Annotated in this window: 11 protein-coding genes and 1 pseudogene; 7 read left to right on the forward strand and 5 right to left on the reverse strand. The window is 61.3% G+C overall.

Going from position 1 to position 15286, the window contains the following annotated elements; genetic code table 11:
- The 4 genes from CAPSK01_RS07050 to CAPSK01_RS07065 form a co-directional block, all read right to left on the reverse strand.
- Nucleotides 1-529, reverse strand: a 529-nt coding sequence (locus CAPSK01_RS07050) for a gamma-glutamyltransferase (RefSeq protein ID WP_034924412.1), incomplete at its 3' end; no start/stop codon positions are given.
- Between the two features lie 200 nt (nt 530-729).
- Nucleotides 730-2010, reverse strand: a complete 1281-nt coding sequence (gene hemL / locus CAPSK01_RS07055; protein ID WP_034924414.1) for a glutamate-1-semialdehyde 2,1-aminomutase — start codon at nt 2008-2010, stop codon at nt 730-732.
- A complete protein-coding gene (gene thiE, locus CAPSK01_RS07060) occupies nt 1982-2650 on the reverse strand; it encodes a thiamine phosphate synthase (RefSeq protein WP_034924416.1) in 669 nt (222 codons plus the stop codon). Before thiE ends, hemL begins: the two co-directional genes overlap by 29 nt.
- Complete coding sequence (locus CAPSK01_RS07065) at nt 2643-3497, reverse strand: hydroxymethylpyrimidine/phosphomethylpyrimidine kinase (RefSeq protein WP_273703232.1); 855 nt, start codon at nt 3495-3497, stop codon at nt 2643-2645. Before CAPSK01_RS07065 ends, thiE begins: the two co-directional genes overlap by 8 nt.
- 117 nt (nt 3498-3614) lie before the next feature.
- Here CAPSK01_RS07065 and CAPSK01_RS07070 point away from each other — a divergent pair, with 117 nt between their 5' ends.
- The 6 genes from CAPSK01_RS07070 to CAPSK01_RS07095 all read left to right on the forward strand — a co-directional run bounded on the left by CAPSK01_RS07070 (nt 3615) and on the right by CAPSK01_RS07095 (nt 12837).
- Nucleotides 3615-3803, forward strand: coding sequence for a rubredoxin (locus tag CAPSK01_RS07070; RefSeq protein ID WP_034924896.1), 189 nt, complete (start codon nt 3615-3617; stop codon nt 3801-3803).
- A 127-nt stretch (nt 3804-3930) separates the two neighbouring features.
- The gene (locus CAPSK01_RS07075) at nt 3931-4290 is read left to right on the forward strand and encodes a response regulator (RefSeq protein WP_212761130.1); all 360 of its coding nucleotides are present in this window, start codon (nt 3931-3933) and stop codon (nt 4288-4290) included.
- Between the two features lie 45 nt (nt 4291-4335).
- Nucleotides 4336-4698, forward strand: coding sequence for a response regulator (locus CAPSK01_RS07080; protein ID WP_034924422.1), 363 nt, complete (start codon nt 4336-4338; stop codon nt 4696-4698).
- A 14-nt stretch (nt 4699-4712) separates the two neighbouring features.
- Nucleotides 4713-5222 carry a chemotaxis protein CheW gene (locus tag CAPSK01_RS07085; protein ID WP_034924424.1) on the forward strand — a complete coding sequence of 170 codons (510 nt, stop codon included), beginning with the start codon at nt 4713-4715 and terminating at the stop codon, nt 5220-5222.
- A gap of 78 nt (nt 5223-5300) precedes the next feature.
- A complete protein-coding gene (locus CAPSK01_RS07090; protein WP_034924427.1) occupies nt 5301-7469 on the forward strand; it encodes a methyl-accepting chemotaxis protein in 2169 nt (722 codons plus the stop codon).
- A gap of 7 nt (nt 7470-7476) precedes the next feature.
- On the forward strand, nt 7477-12837 hold the full coding sequence (locus CAPSK01_RS07095) for an Hpt domain-containing protein (protein ID WP_034924430.1): 5361 nt from the start codon (nt 7477-7479) through the stop codon (nt 12835-12837).
- On the opposite strand, the gene CAPSK01_RS07100 is transcribed toward CAPSK01_RS07095, so the two are convergent.
- Entirely contained in the window at nt 12815-14266 is a 1452-nt protein-coding gene (locus CAPSK01_RS07100) for a deoxyribodipyrimidine photo-lyase (protein WP_273703326.1), read from the reverse strand. The genes CAPSK01_RS07095 and CAPSK01_RS07100 overlap by 23 nt on opposite strands.
- Before the next feature lie 595 nt (nt 14267-14861).
- On the opposite strand from CAPSK01_RS07100, the pseudogene CAPSK01_RS07105 reads away from it, so the two are divergent.
- Nucleotides 14862-15286, forward strand: a pseudogene (locus tag CAPSK01_RS07105) (NADH:flavin oxidoreductase/NADH oxidase); the annotation flags it as partial.

The following is a 15286-nucleotide window of genomic DNA, read 5'->3' on the forward strand; positions in this document are numbered from 1 at the left end:
GCAGGCGTCCGCCAGCCAGGAGCAGACCTGCTGCCGCTGGCGTCGATTTGGCGATCGGCTCGATCAGGCCGATGATCATCGCGATCTGCGGACTGACCGTGAATCCGTTGCGCGCCCAGGCGGCTGCCGTCGCTACGACGTCACGCAAGGGAAGGCGACCGGCGCGCCGGTGCAATTCGAGCAGGCCGACCAGTTCACCGGGAACTGCTGCGGCCGCCTTGCCGATGTGAAAGACCTGCTTGGTCTGGCCGAAATCGACGGTCACCGGTGCAAAGTCCAGCGTCGGCAAAACGCCGAGGCCAAGGCCCGGAACGGCAGCAAAAAAATCGAGCACCTGGTAGCCATCGGCCGCGTCGCCCCAGACACAGACCCCGCCGCCGCCAAGCGAAGTCAGCGGCAACTCGGTCACGGTGGCGGCAAACTTGGCGGCGACGATCGCGTCAACTGCGTTGCCGCCGCGCCGCAAGATGCGCGCACCGGCCAGCGCCGTATGCGGTTCGGATGCGGCGATCACTCCACGAATGCTCATGGCCAGAGGATGCGGGATCTCATTCAGCGTACAGGGTGTCGACGGCCTCTATCGGTCATCGCTGTTGTGGGCACAGCCTCGATCATGAAAGATTCGTCCTCACCGCGAATGACCAGCGTTCAGCACACGATTGTCATGCGCCGGGCCCTGCCGATGCCTGCGCGAACCTCGGGTGGGTTGTGGCCACCCAGGGAGGTTCATCACCAGGCGCGGAACACCGCTTCAGCCGCAGCAATGGTCGTGGCGACATCGGCCTCGCTGTGCGCTGCCGAAACGAAGCCGGCTTCGAAGGCCGAGGGAGCGAAATAGTGACCGGCGTCGAGCATCGCGTGGAAGAAGCGATTGAAGGCCTGCGTGTCGCACTCCATCACTTCGGCGTAGCTCTGTGGACACTCGGAACGGAAATACAGCCCGAACATGCCGCCAATCGCCTTCGCCGAAAACGGTACCCCATGCTTGCCAGCCGCGGTAGACAGCCCATCGGTGAGTTGTCGGGTGCGCTGCGTCAAGGATTCGTAGAAGCCTTCGGCCTGTAGCAGTCTCAGCGTCGCCAGCCCGGCAGCAACCGCCACCGGATTGCCCGACAGGGTGCCCGCCTGGTACACTGGGCCCAGCGGCGCGATTTGGTTCATGATCTCGCGCTTGCCGCCGAAAGCGCCCACTGGCATGCCGCCACCGATCACCTTGCCAAGAGTCGTCAGATCAGGAATGACGCCGTACAGGCCCTGTGCACCCTGGGCACCGACGCGGAAGCCGCTCATCACCTCGTCAAAAATCAGTACCGCGGCGTGGCGGCTGCACAGCTCGCGCAGGTTCTGGAGGAAAGCAGGCTGCGGCGCGATCAGGTTCATGTTGCCGGCAACAGCCTCGACGATCACTGCGGCAATTCGCGGCCCGTGTTCAGCAAAGGCCGCTGCCAGCCCGATGCTATCGTTGTAGTCGAGAACCAGCGTGTGCCTGACAAAGTCAGCCGGTACGCCGCTGGAACTCGGGTTGCCGAAAGTGAGCATCCCCGAACCGGCCTTCACCAGCAGGCTGTCCGAATGGCCATGGTAGCAGCCTTCGAACTTGATCAGCAGATCACGCCCGGTAAAGCCGCGCGCCAGCCGGATCGCACTCATGGTCGCTTCCGTCCCGGAACTGACCAGACGAACCATTTCCAGCGAAGGCAGCAGCTCGCACAGCAGTTCGGCGATCTCGACCTCGCCTGCGGTTGGTGCCCCGAAGGAAAGACCGCTGAGCGCCGCCTGCTGAACGGCGGCGACCACCTCGGGGTGCGCGTGCCCGAGGATCAACGGCCCCCAGGATCCGACGTAATCGATGTAGCTCAGGCCATCGACATCGCGCACGCGTGCGCCGGCACCCGCGGCAAAAAACCGCGGCGTACCGCCGACCGAGCGAAAGGCCCGTACCGGAGAGTTGACGCCACCAGGGATGCGCTGCTGCGCGCGCTCAAACAGTTGTTCGCTGCGAGAACTCACGATGCTCTTCCTCGAAAAGTTGTTGATAGGCCGCCGCGCGCGCCGTCACGTCAGGCGCTTCAAACAAGTCACTAATCACTGCCAGCAGGTCGGCGCCGGCGGCAAGCAAGGGTCTGGCCCGGTTCACCGTAATGCCACCGATGGCACAGGCTGGCACCCTGAGTTCGCTGCGGCAACGGGAGAACAGCGACCACGGCGCAGGCTCGGCCTGCGGCTTGGTCGCAGAAGGATAGACTGCTCCGAAAGCGACATAATCGGCACCCGCCAACATTGCGGCACGCGCGCGATCAAAATCGGCATAACACGAGGCACCGAGCAAAGCGCCGGCGCCAAGTGCCTGCCGAGCCGCCTGAAGATCACCGTCGGCGGCCCCGAGATGCACGCCGTCGGCATTGACTGCCAGTGCCAGGGCGAGATCGTCATTGATCAGCAAGCGCGCGCCAAACTCTTTGCAGAGGCTCAGCAGCGCGCGCGCAGTGTCGGCCCGCCGGGCAGCGTTTTGGCTCTTGTCCCGATACTGAACCAACCCCGCCCCTCCCTCCAGGGCAGCCCCGACCCGGGCCAGCAAGATGCTCGGCGCGAGGCCTTCAGGCGTGACCGCATAAAGACCGCGCAGGGTCCTGCCGACCGCTTCAGGCATCGGGAGTCCCGTTATGGCCTCGAATCTGGAAGAAGCGATCCGGGATGAATTGACCCATTCCAGGTCGAAAGCCGGCGGCCAGCGATTGCCAGGTATATTTCTGAGCTGCCCCCACTGCTTGTTCGACTGACCAGCCCCTCGCCAGATAGGCGGCAATCGCCGAGGCGAGCGTACAACCCGAACCGTGGTAGCTGCCGGGAAGGCGGTCCCAGATGTCGCTGCGGACTAGGCCAAGCCTGCGGCCATACAGGCTGTTGACCACGCGTACCGTGTTTTCATGGGTACCGGTCAATAGCACGTACTCGCAACCCAGGTCGAGCAGGCTCTGCGCGCATTCGACCAGGGTCCGTTGTTCATTGTCTTCCTCGTCATCCATGTTGCCGTCCAGCAGGCGGCGCGCTTCAAGAGAATTGGGCGTCAGGATCGTCGTCAGCGGCATCAGCAACTCGCACAGGCCAGCAATCATTTCCTCGTCGACCAGTTCATCGCCACGCCCGGAAGCAAGCACGGGGTCGAGGATCAGTGGGATGCCGGGGTAGTCGACGAGGATTTCGGCGATCACCGCGATATTCTCGATGCTCCCCAACAGGCCCATCTTGAAAGCGGCGACCGGCATGTCTTCGAGTAGCGTCCGCGCCTGATCCTCAACGCAATCGGCATCGACCGCCAGGATGCTGTTGACGCCGACGGTATCCTGTACAGTCAGCGCTGTCACCACTGACAGCGAATGACAGCCAATCGACGACAGAGTCATCAGGTCGGCCTGCATCCCCGCGCCTCCACAGGGATCACTGGCGGCAAAGGTAAGAACGATGGGTGGCGGCAGTGGTAGGGCGCTTGGGTTCATGACAGCAAACGGGCGTCGGCAAAGTGCTTTTGTCGACAAAATCTTGGCGGAATAGGAAAGGTTTGGCTAGAATCCATGAATTTTCTACTCGATTCTATCCGAAAACTGACCAAGACCATGAACACAGCAAGCGATGAGCCCTATTACACTTGGATGTGCCTGACCTGCGGCTTCATCTATGAAGAGGCCAAAGGCCTGCCGGACGAAGGCATCGCACCAGGAACCCGCTGGACGGATGTACCCATCAACTGGACTTGTCCGGAATGTGGAGCGCGCAAGGAAGACTTTGAAATGGTCGAAATTTGAAGACAATGCGTTATAGTAACTACTGGCGCGAAAGCACGCTGGAACCGGAACTTCCTTAAAACAACGATCCGGGATACTCTGGAGGAGAGAATTGGCTGAAGCAGCAAACCTGCGCGGTGTCAAGGTCATGGTCATCGATGACAGCAATACGATCCGGCGCAGCGCGGAAATATTTCTTGTGCAGGCCGGCTGTCAAGTGCTGCTCGCGGAAGATGGTTTCGACGCGCTTGCCAAGGTCGCTGATCACCAGCCCGCCGTGATCTTCTGCGATATCGTGATGCCGCGTCTGGACGGCTACCAGACCTGTGCCTTGATCAAAAAGAACCAGCGCTTCCGCACTACGCCAGTGATCATGCTGTCGTCGAAGGACGGTCTCTTTGACCGCGCACGTGGCCGCATGGTCGGGTCGGACCACTATCTGACCAAGCCATTCACCAAAGACAGTCTGCTGCAAACGGTCGCGGCCTTTGCTCCGGCAGCAACCTGAATGAAACCAACCTTGTTGAGGGGCAACCACGGAAGCTAAGAAGCCATGACCATCAAGAAAATCCTCGTTGTAGACGATTCACCAACCGAACGTCATGTGTTGAAAGCACTGCTGACCAGCCATGGTTATGAAGTCATTACCGCGGAGAGCGGTGAAGAAGGCATTGCCAAAACGAAAAGTGAATTGCCGGACCTTGTCTTGATGGACGTGGTGATGCCCGGCCTCAACGGCTATCAGGCCACCCGAACCCTGACCCGTGACCCGGCGACCCGGAACATTCCGGTCATCGTGTGCACGACCAAAGGCCAGGAGACGGACAAGATCTGGGGCTTGCGCCAGGGAGCCCAAGATTATCTGGTCAAACCGATCAACGGCCCAGAGTTGCTGGCCAAGATTGCAGCGCTCTAGAAGATCGCCAGGGCATGGCCAAGAAGATCAGCCTACATGAATTTCAGACCTACCTCGCAGCCCGCCTGACCGGCACCGGCAATCAGAGTTCGGCTGGCTTGCTGGGCATTCAGGTTGGTCCAGACCACTGGCTGCTCGACCTGACGGATTCCGGCGAAATCATCCCGCTGCCCCCTTTGACCAAGGTTCCTCTGACCAAACCCTGGTTCGCGGGCATCGCCAACATTCGCGGCAATCTGTACTCGGTCGTCGATTTTTCCGCCTTCCTCGGCAAGGAAGCGACGCCCCAGAATACCAGCTCGCGACTTCTCTTGATTGGAACCCGCCATGGCAGCAACGCAGCCTTGCTGGTCACGCGCATGATCGGCCTGCGCAATATCGAGGCCCTGACTCCTGAAACCGTCGCACCAGGCGTGCCGGACTGGTCCCGTGAAGCTTATTCGGACAACGAAGGACGTCGCTGGAACAAACTCAGGGTGCGCGAACTCCTGGCTGACGAGACGTTCATGGACATTGGCGCCTGAACTGCCTGCGCGCCATGAAATCTTCTTCTGCAACAAGCAGTATTTACGCTGTCGAAAAAGTGTAACCGGAGACGCAAGATGACGTTCAAACCCAAGCTACCGGCTTTCCTGTCCCGGATGACTGCTGCGGCAAACGAGACCTTCGTGGCTCGTACCGTGATCGATCCCAGCGAACCGGTGAGCAAAGGGACGACGACCCCGTTTTTGCTGCCGCTGCTGAACCGCTTTCCGGTGGTCAAGCAACTTCAGATTCTTGGCGGTTGCCTGGTGCTGGTCATGCTGGTGATTGCCGTCCTGGCCTATCGCGACGACCGTCAGTCGGCCTATAACACGGCCTACATCGCGACTGCCGGTGAGATGCGCATGCTTTCTCAGCGCCTGGCCAAGGCGTCGAGCCTGGCGCTGCTGGGTGACACGGTCGCCTTCAAGCAACTCCTCGAGTCGCGTGACAGCTTCGCCGGTTACCTTGAGCGATTGATCACGGGCGGAGAACTGGCCGCCACGCGCGTACCCCCTTCTCCGGGGAGTGTACAGGGTCAGTTGCAAACACTGTCCCAGATCTGGGAAAAAACCGACAAGAACGCTTCGCGCCTGCTCGAAATGGAGAAAAACCTGATCTCGTTGGGCAAGGACATCGCCACGATCAACGACAAGAATCCACAGTTGCTCGAACTTTCGGAACAGATCGCCGCCCTCAAGCTGCAGGGCAGCGCTAGCGTCCGTGAGATCGCGGCGGCCAACCTGTTGGTGATGCTGACCCAGAGAATCGCGAAAAACGCCAGTGCGTTGCTGCTGGGCGATGCCATAGACCCGGAAATTGCCTTCCTGCTGGGCAAGGACACGAACACCTTTCGCGACACCATACAAGCGCTGACCAAGGGGAGTGAAACCTTGCGCATCGCCGCAACAACGGATGCGGATACCCGACAGAAGCTCAACGCCCTCGATAGCAGCTTTGCCGAGTATCGCAAGGCCGTTGGTGGCATCCTAGGCAACATGCAGAAACTGATCATTGCCAAACAGGCCGGTTCGCAAATCTTCCGCGACAGCGAAGAGTTGCTTGACGGCACCTACCAGCTGGCACAGGCCTATCATGGCAGCTTCATGCAACGTACCGCTTATGGTATGGCGCTGCTGATTCTGATCCTGCTCGCCATCTCGCTGGTGTTTCTGCTGGGCAAAACCTACCTCGCGGAGAGCCAGCGTCAAACCGAACAAGCCGAACAACGCCGTCAGGAAACCGAGTTGCTCAACCGTCAGAATCAGGATGCCATCCTGCGTCTGATGAATGAACTCGGCGATCTCGCCGATGGCGACCTGACGGTGACCGCAACGGTATCCGAGGACATCACCGGCGCCATCGCCGATTCGATCAACTATACGATCGAGGAACTTCGGGTACTCGTCGGCCGCATCAATGATGCGGCCGGACGGGTGACACAGGCGACTGAAATGGCCCAACAGACCTCCACCGAATTGCTCGCTGCTGCCGAGCGCCAGGCCGCCGAGATCAAGGCGGCCGGCCAATCGGTACTGACCGTGGCCAGTTCGATGACCAGTGTCTCCGGCGATGCAAAGCAATCGGCAACGGTGGCGCGCCAGTCACTGGAGGCTGCCGGCAAAGGTGCGCAGGCGGTGGAAGACTCGATCAAGGGCATGAACAAAATCCGCGAGCAGATCCAGGAGACCTCGAAACGAATCAAGCGTCTCGGTGAGTCGTCACAGGAAATCGGCGAGATCGTCGAACTCATTTCGGACATCACCGAACAGACTAACGTACTGGCACTCAATGCTGCCATTCAGGCTGCTTCTGCCGGGGAAGCCGGACGCGGCTTCACGGTCGTGGCCGAGGAAGTGCAACGTCTTGCCGAGCGTTCGGGCGAAGCGACCAAACAGATCGGAGCAATCGTCAGAACCATCCAGACCGACACCCAGGATACGGTCTCGGCGATGGAGGAATCCACCCGTGGCGTCGTCGAAGGGGCCAGGCTTTCCGATGCGGCTGGTCAGGCGCTGGCCGAGATTGGTGAGGTTTCAAGGACGCTGACGGCGCTGATTGAAAATATCTCGGGAGCAACCCGCCAAGCGGCTGACTCGGCAACCAAGGTGGCCCGGAAAATGCAGGAAATATTGCTGGTCACCGGGCAGACCACCGCTGGAACGGAAAAAACGGCCACGGCAATCGGCGAACTGGCTGGTCTGGCGATCGAGCTCAAAGGGTCGGTCGCCGGATTCAAGGTGTCCTGAAATCTAGATGAACGCCCCAACGGACTTCGATATCGGCCCGCTGACCTGGGTCAAGAGCGAGATCGACCTCGCCCTCGAGCGAGGCGACGCGGCGTTGCAACAGTTTACCGCGAGCGCTGTCGATGGGCATGGCGGCGACCTCACACAAATCAGATTCTGTCGCACCCATTTGCACCAAGTGCATGGCGCCCTGACGATCATCAGTCTGGATGGTGTGACCCAGTTTGCCGAAGCACTGGAGTTGTTGCTGGAAGCCTTCGAACTGCAGGAGCGCCCCGCCACCCCAACGGCTGTCAAACTTGTACAGGGCGCACTGGCGGCGCTTCGTCATTACCTCGATGATCTGATCAGCGGCCAACCGAACCAACCACTCCGGCTATTGCCGCTGTACCGTGAAGTGCAGTCGGCACGCGGAATCGAACGTGTCTTCCCAACGGATCTGTTCTTCCCCGACCTCAGCGTCCAGCCCCCCCCCTTGACCGGCCCGGCGCCAAAGCACCGCCGCGGTGAATTTGAGCATCGCCTCCATCAGCAGCGCGCACACTTTCAGCATGGCCTGCTGTCGTGGTTGCGCGCCCCCCTGGACGTCCAGGGCATAGACGAAATGCTCAACGCCGTCAAACGGATTGCCGCCCTCCAGAAGACCCCGTCGGCACGCTCGTTCTGGTGGGTCGCCACGGCTTTCCTGACCGCCCTGGGCGAACATACCTTGCCGGCGGATGCTGATGCCCGGCAACTCTGCAGCCGCATCGATCTGCAGACTCGCCGACTCCTCGAAGGTTCGAGCAATGTCGCCGAACGCCTGATGCGCGATGCGCTGTATCTGGTCGGCAAGGCCAACAGCGACAACCCTCTGGTACGCCGGGTCCAGGATGCTTACCAGTTGGCAGCATTGATGCCCGGCGTTGCCAGCACGGCTCCGGTCGCCGTGGAATCCGTCCGCCGCCGTTTGCGTGAAGCGATCGCAGCTACCGAAGAGGCCTGGAGCCGGTTCTGCGCCGGAACCATGCAGGTTCTGCCTCTGTTCAGGACCCATACCAGTACGCTGTCGATCCTGGTCGAAGAACTGGGTCACGCCGACTACCGTCGTCTGGTGCAAGCCATTGCCGAGGTTGCCGGCCTGCTGACGCAAACCCCGTCTCGCCATACCGAAGCCCTGGCCATGGAAACCGCGACGGCCATCCTGCTCGCCCAGAACGCGCAGGAAAACATCCAGTACCTGGACAGCAGTTTTACGCACCAGGTGAATGTGATGGTTGACCGGATCCGGGGCTGTATTGCCGGCACGCCACCACGCCCGGAGTCGGAGTTGCCGTCGCTCGACGAAATGTCGCGCCTGGCACAGGAAAAATTGGTCGTTGGCCAGGTCGCCCGGGAGATTACCAGCAACCTGGCACAAATCGAACAAGTCCTCGATGGCTTTTTCCGCGATGCCGAGAAACGTGCCGATCTGAACGGACTGGAAACCCCGCTGCGACAGGTCATCGGTGCGCTGACCATGATGCGCCACGATGGTGCCGTAGCCGTTCTGAAGCGGTGTGCGAAAGACATCTCGACCTTCTCTGAAACGGACTATGTTCCGCAAGAGAGCGACTTCGAACACGTCGCCGAGCAACTCTCGCTGGTCGGTTTCTTTGTTGATGCCATGCAGCACAGCACGACCGATTTTGCGACATTCGTGAGCAAGATGCAGGCGGCCGCAGCCCGCAAACAGGACGACACGGCGGCAAGCGTCGAGCAGGAAGTGGAGCAGCAAAAGCGCGACACGCACGCCTTGCTGGTGGCCCTCAAGGAGCAGCCCGGCGATGCCGGGCTGCGCCAGGAGGTCCGGCAAAATCTGACGGCTCTGCACAAGGATGCCGATCTGGTTGCCGACAAGCAACTCGGACAGCAAACCAAACATGTGCTGTCGGCGCTGGCTGGGGGTGGCGATGCCGCGCAGCAGATTGACGAGGCCATGGCGACGCTCAAGCCGCAGACGCCGGAAGCGCCCCCGCCTTCAGCAGAAACCATCCAGCTTGCACAGGCCACCGCTGAAGAAGTCGACGCCGAGCTAGTCGAGATCTTTCTTGATGAAGCCGACGAGGTCCTGGCCAGTATTCATGAACACTTGCGTCTGCTGCACGAGCAACCGCACAACATTGAACTGCTGGTGGCCATCCGTCGTTCCGCGCACACCCTCAAGGGCAGCGGCCGGATGGTTGGACTCAAGGATTTCGGAGAAGCGGCATGGTCGATTGAACAGGTTCTCAACCTCTGGTTAAGGCAGGAACAGGAGGTTACGCCGACTCTTTTCGACCTGCTCGGACAGGCTTACAGCGTTTTTCTCGCTTGGGTAGAACATCTCAAAACCAGGCGCGGCCATGCCCCTGACGTGACGGGGATGGTCGCTTTGGCCAATTCCCTGCGCGACGGCAGTGAAACCGGCCTCCTGTCGCCACTGCCAGGCGAGGCCGGAGCTCTGCCGGGCGAACCCCCGGCGATGACGGCCACAGCTGCCATTCCTGCCATTCCAGAGGAAGCAAGCTCGGGAACATTGACGCAGGTCACCGCCGTTGCCCAGCTTTCGATCACCCCGGAACTGGCCGAGATCTTCAACGAAGAAGCCGGCGTTCACCTGGCCACCTTGCAGCGCGAGTTCGCGATTCTGGAGAAAGACCAATTCGCCCCGACAACGCACGAAATGTACCGAGCGGCGCACACCCTTGCCGGCATCGCCGGAACCATCGGGATCACGGCAGCCAAGGATCTGGCGCACGCACTCGAACTGGCGCTCTTGCGCCGCAAACACGCCGAACATCCCGACAGCCTCGAAGCGTTTACCTGCGTCCAGCAGGCGATCGCCGCACTCGCCTTGATGCTCGCGGATGTGGTTCGCCAACATCAGCCTGAAGCGACCCCCGCCCTGGTCGATACACTCGACACGCTCTATCCGGAGCCGGCTGTCGAAAAACCGGTGGCACCGGGCACGACTGACAAGCCGGAATTGGTGGTCTCCCGGCAGGGTGCAACGGATGCCGCAGCAGCCGTGCCTGCCGACCGCCCCGCGGCCACTGCGGTCGAAGCGCCGCCATTGCATGACGAGCTTGACGAGCAACTGTTGCCACTGTTTCTTGAAGAGGCGCTCGATCTCAACCAGAACATTGCCACGCAGTTACACGCCTGGCGCAGCAATCCCTCGGATGGCGAAGCCGTGCGCCGGCTGGCGCGTCTTTTCCATACGCTCAAAGGTAGTGCGCGCATGGCCGGCGCGATGAACCTTGGCGAACTCACGCACGCCATTGAAACGCGCATACAGGAAGCACGGGAGACAAGCAGTGCGCCGCCGCACCTGATCGACGACATCGACAGTGCCTTCGACGTGATTGTGCAGATTGTCGAGCGATTGCAGCACGGCGAGTCTGCAGACGCACCGGTCGAGATATCCGACGCGGCAGCGTCAGAACTGGCCGCCGAGCACGCCGCCGAAGGAACCGCCTTGGCCGCCGAACAGGGCACGACTGCCAGCCCGCAGGAAGTCGAGAGCGAAGTTGCGGCACAACGTGCCACCCTGCGGGTGCGTGCTGACTTGATCGACCGGCTGGTCAACGAAGCCGGAGAATTGTCGATCGCCCGCTCGCGGATTGAAGGCGAAATGCGAGCCATCAAGGGATCGCTGCTCGACCTGACCGAGAATGTCATCCGTCTGCGTCGGCAGTTGCGCGATATCGAGATCCAGGCCGAACTGCAGATGCAGTCACGTGCTGGTCAGAGTGCTGAACTGCATGCCGATTTCGACCCCCTGGAATTCGATCGCTTCACGCGCTTCCAGGAGCTGACGCGAATGATGGCCGAATCAGTCAATGACGTCGCCACGGTACAGCAGAACCTGCTCAAGAATCTTGACGACGCCAACGCAGCCATCGTCGCGCAGGCGCGTCTGAACCGCGAAGTGCAGCAAGAATTGATGTCGGTACGCATGGTGCCATTCGTCAGCATTGCCGATCGTCTCTACCGGATCGTCCGACAGGCCGGAAAGGAGATCGGCAAGCGGGCGAACCTTGAAATCCAGGGCGCCCAACTCGAACTCGACCGGACGGTTCTCGAAAAGATGGTTGCGCCGCTTGAACACATGTTGCGCAACGCCATCGTGCATGGCCTTGAAGACGCGCCCACGCGGCTGGCCAAGGGCAAGCCCGAGATCGGCGAGATCTCGTTGAAGCTGGCACAGGAAGGCAACGAGATCATTCTCTCTTTCGCCGATGACGGCGCCGGCCTCGATCTCGACCGACTGCGCACGCGCGGCCTGCATGCCGGCCTGTTGACCGAAGACGAAGCCCGTGATCCAACGCGCGTGGTGGATCTGATTTTTGCGCCGGGAATATCGACGGCCAGCGAGGTGTCACGTCTCTCCGGGCGTGGCATCGGAATGGACGTCCTGAAAAGCGAAGTGAACAGCCTGGGCGGCCGCATTGAAGTGCTCTCCAGTCCAGGCCAGGGGACGACGTTCCGCCTTTACCTGCCACTCACCCTGGCAGTCACCAAGGCCTTGCTGGTACGCTCCAGCAACCGGCAGTACGCGATCCCGTCGGCGATGATCGAGCAGGTGCTCGATCTCAAGGAGCAGATGCTGGCCCGGATTCGTGAAGCCAGGGAAGCCGTCTGGACCGGGAATCATTATTCGTTCAGCTACCTGCCTCACCTTCTCGGCGAGACCCGCGCGCTACCGGAAAAGCATTCCCAGTACTGGGTTCTGCTGCTACGCAGCGGCAGCAAGCGAATCGCGATGCAGGTTGACGAGCTGCTGGGCAATCAGGAAATCGTCGTCAAGAACATCGGACCCCAGCTGGCGCGGGTGATCGGCGTCGATGGCGCAACGGTTCTCGGTAATGGTCAGGTGGTGCTGATCCTGAACCCGATTGCCCTGGCCAGCCGCGATCGCACGGCGAGCGCGGTCTCGCCGGTGCCAACGGTGCGACAACCGGTCGCCACGGACAGCGTCACCGCCACCTTGCCGACGATCATGATCGTGGACGACTCGCTGACCGTGCGCAAGATCACCAGTCGCCTGCTGGCACGTGAAGGCTACCAGGTGATGACCGCCAAGGACGGCGTCGATGCGCTTGAACAACTGGTCGCTCTGGTCCCGGACGTACTGCTGGTCGATATTGAAATGCCGCGCATGGACGGCTTCGAGTTTACCCGCAACGTGCGTGCCGACAAACGCCTGAGCACGGTTCCGATCATCATGATTACCTCGCGAACCGCAGACAAGCATCGCCAATACGCCATCGAGCTGGGGGTCAATCACTACCTCGGCAAGCCCTATCAGGAAGAGGAGTTGCTGCGCCTGGTGGCCGGCCATGTCAGGGAGCAGCGCCAGGCTTGACCACGGCGTAGCGTTGCAGGGTCCGCAGCCGCGCTTGCGCGTGCTCGACCAGCGGCGCCGGGAAATCGCGTCCAATACGCACGCCACAGGCCTCCTGCTCGGGCAGACTCATCCGCCATGGCGCATGCAGGAACTGGTCGGGGATAGCGGCCAGCTCGGGCAGGTAGCGGCGAATGAAGCTGCCGGCAGGGTCAAAGCGTTGCGATTGCGTCACCGGGTTGAAGATGCGGAAATAGGGTTGTGCATCGCAGCCGCTGGACGCCACCCATTGCCAACCCCCGTTGTTGGCCGACAGATCGAAATCGTTGAGCTGGCGCGCAAAATAGGCCTCACCGCGCCGCCAGTCGATGCCCAGATCCTTGATCAGAAACGAAGCGGTCAGCATGCGCAGGCGGTTATGTATGTAGCCTGTGCCGTTGAGCTGCCGCATCGCCGCATCGACCAGCGGAAAACCGGTGCGTCCCATACACCAGGCGGCAAAGGCCGCGTCCGCCGATGGCCCCTGTTCCCAGCGAATCGCGTCGTACGCCGGCTTGAACGCGTGCTCGCAGACCTGCGGAAAACGGTCCAGAATCATGAAATAGAAGTCGCGCCAGATGAGTTCGGAAAGCCAGGTCGCAGCCCCTTCGGCACCGTCGCCCAAGGCGCCGGCAGTGATCGCCCGAGCCACCAGATCGCGAATCGAGACGGTCCCGAAGCGTAGATGAACCGAGAGATGCGAGCCCCCTTGCAGCGCCGGAAAATCACGCTGCTGGTGATAGCGCGCCATCCGAAAACGAAAATCGGCCAGGAGCTGACGGCCGCCGGACATCCCCGGCACGATGCCCAGCTCTCGCAGATCGCTGCGGAAAAAGCCGATTTCCGCCAGCGCCGGCACACCGCCGACGCCCGATGGCGCAGCCAGCCTACCGTCTCCGGCGGCGTAGGGTTGCCAGTCATCGTCGCCGAGCCGCTTCAGCCAGGCTTTCCTGTAAGGCGTGAACACGGTGTAGGGCCGCCCGGCCTGGGTCAGCACTTCGTCGCCGTCGAACAGCGCCTGATCCTTGAACGACGCGAAGGCAACTCCGTCCGCCTGCAAGGCCGCCCTGACCGCGGCATCGCGTTTCTTCGCCTGCGGTTCGTAATCGCGATTGGTAAACACCGCCGTCACGCCCAGCGCCTTTGCCAGGCCCGGAATCTCGCTGACCGGCCAGCCATGGCGTACGATCAGGGCGCCGCCGCGAACGCGCAGCGCCAGATCCAGTTCGACCAGTGACTCGCGAATGAACTCGACGCGGCGATCGCGGCGCTGTTCCAGCGCGTCGAGGATCTCGCGATCGAAGACGAAAGCGCAATAGACACGGCGCCCACGCCGCAGCGCTGCGCAGAGCGCCGCGTGATCAAAATCCCGCAGATCGCGCCTGAACCAGACCAGAATCGCATTCTCCATCATCGATTACCTTTGTTTCAGGTGCTGCTGCCGTAACCGGTGCACGTGATCCTTCCGCGCAGCCCCAGTCTGATCCAGCGCCACTTTCAATGTATCGATGTGGCACAATTTTGGCGAACAAACCTGGCTTCCAGGTTGAACGGCGCGTTCATGATGACGTCGTCAATCATATCACGGAGCCCACGATGAACACCCAAGCAAACCGCTCTTGACGCCTACCACGCCCGCACCCCCGCCAGCCACTCCAAGCCGGAATGGCTGCCAACGCGATGTGCGACTTTAATGAGGCAATCCGGAGGCAGGTCGCATGAGAAGTGGCGCCAGGCCCCGCTCATCGACAATTGTCTGCAGGCGTTACGCATGACCTGTTGCCTGCGGCGCTGGGCATCAGCGACAATGCCTCATATCGTTTCCAGAGCATCTGGCGCTGACAAGGTGCAAAAGCGTCACCGTACTCCTGACGAAAGTGGCGGTTCCCTGGACCCCGTAACGAAGCGCCGAGGCCTGCAGGACGCCAAGGCACAGTCATTGTCCGGACATGACCCAACGGGCGCTGCCGCACTTCCCCGATCCATCCATTTGAAAGAGACTCAACGTGTCTGAACTGTTCTCCCCTTTTCAACTGAAATCCGTCACCCTGCGCAATCGCATTGCCATCCCTCCCATGTGCCAGTATTCCGCAACCGACGGCGTGGTTAACGACTGGCATCTGGCCCATTACACCGGGCTGGCCCGCGGCGGTGCCGGTCTGGTCACCGTCGAGGCGACGGCTGTCTCCCCGGAAGGGCGGATTACTCCCGCCTGCACCGGGCTCTGGAATGACGCCCAGGCTCAGGAACTGGCGCCCATAGCCGCGGCCATCAAGGCCAGCGGCGCGGTACCGGGCATCCAGATCGGCCATGCGGGCCGCAAGGCCAGTGCCAACCGTCCTTGGGAGGGCGATAACCATATTCCTGAAGGAGACGCCCGCGGTTGGCAAACGCTCTCGCCTTCAGCCATTCCCTTTGGTGCCAACCTGCC

Origin of the sequence: Candidatus Accumulibacter vicinus (assembly GCF_000584955.1) — a bacterium.
Lineage (GTDB): Bacteria > Pseudomonadota > Gammaproteobacteria > Burkholderiales > Rhodocyclaceae > Accumulibacter > Accumulibacter vicinus.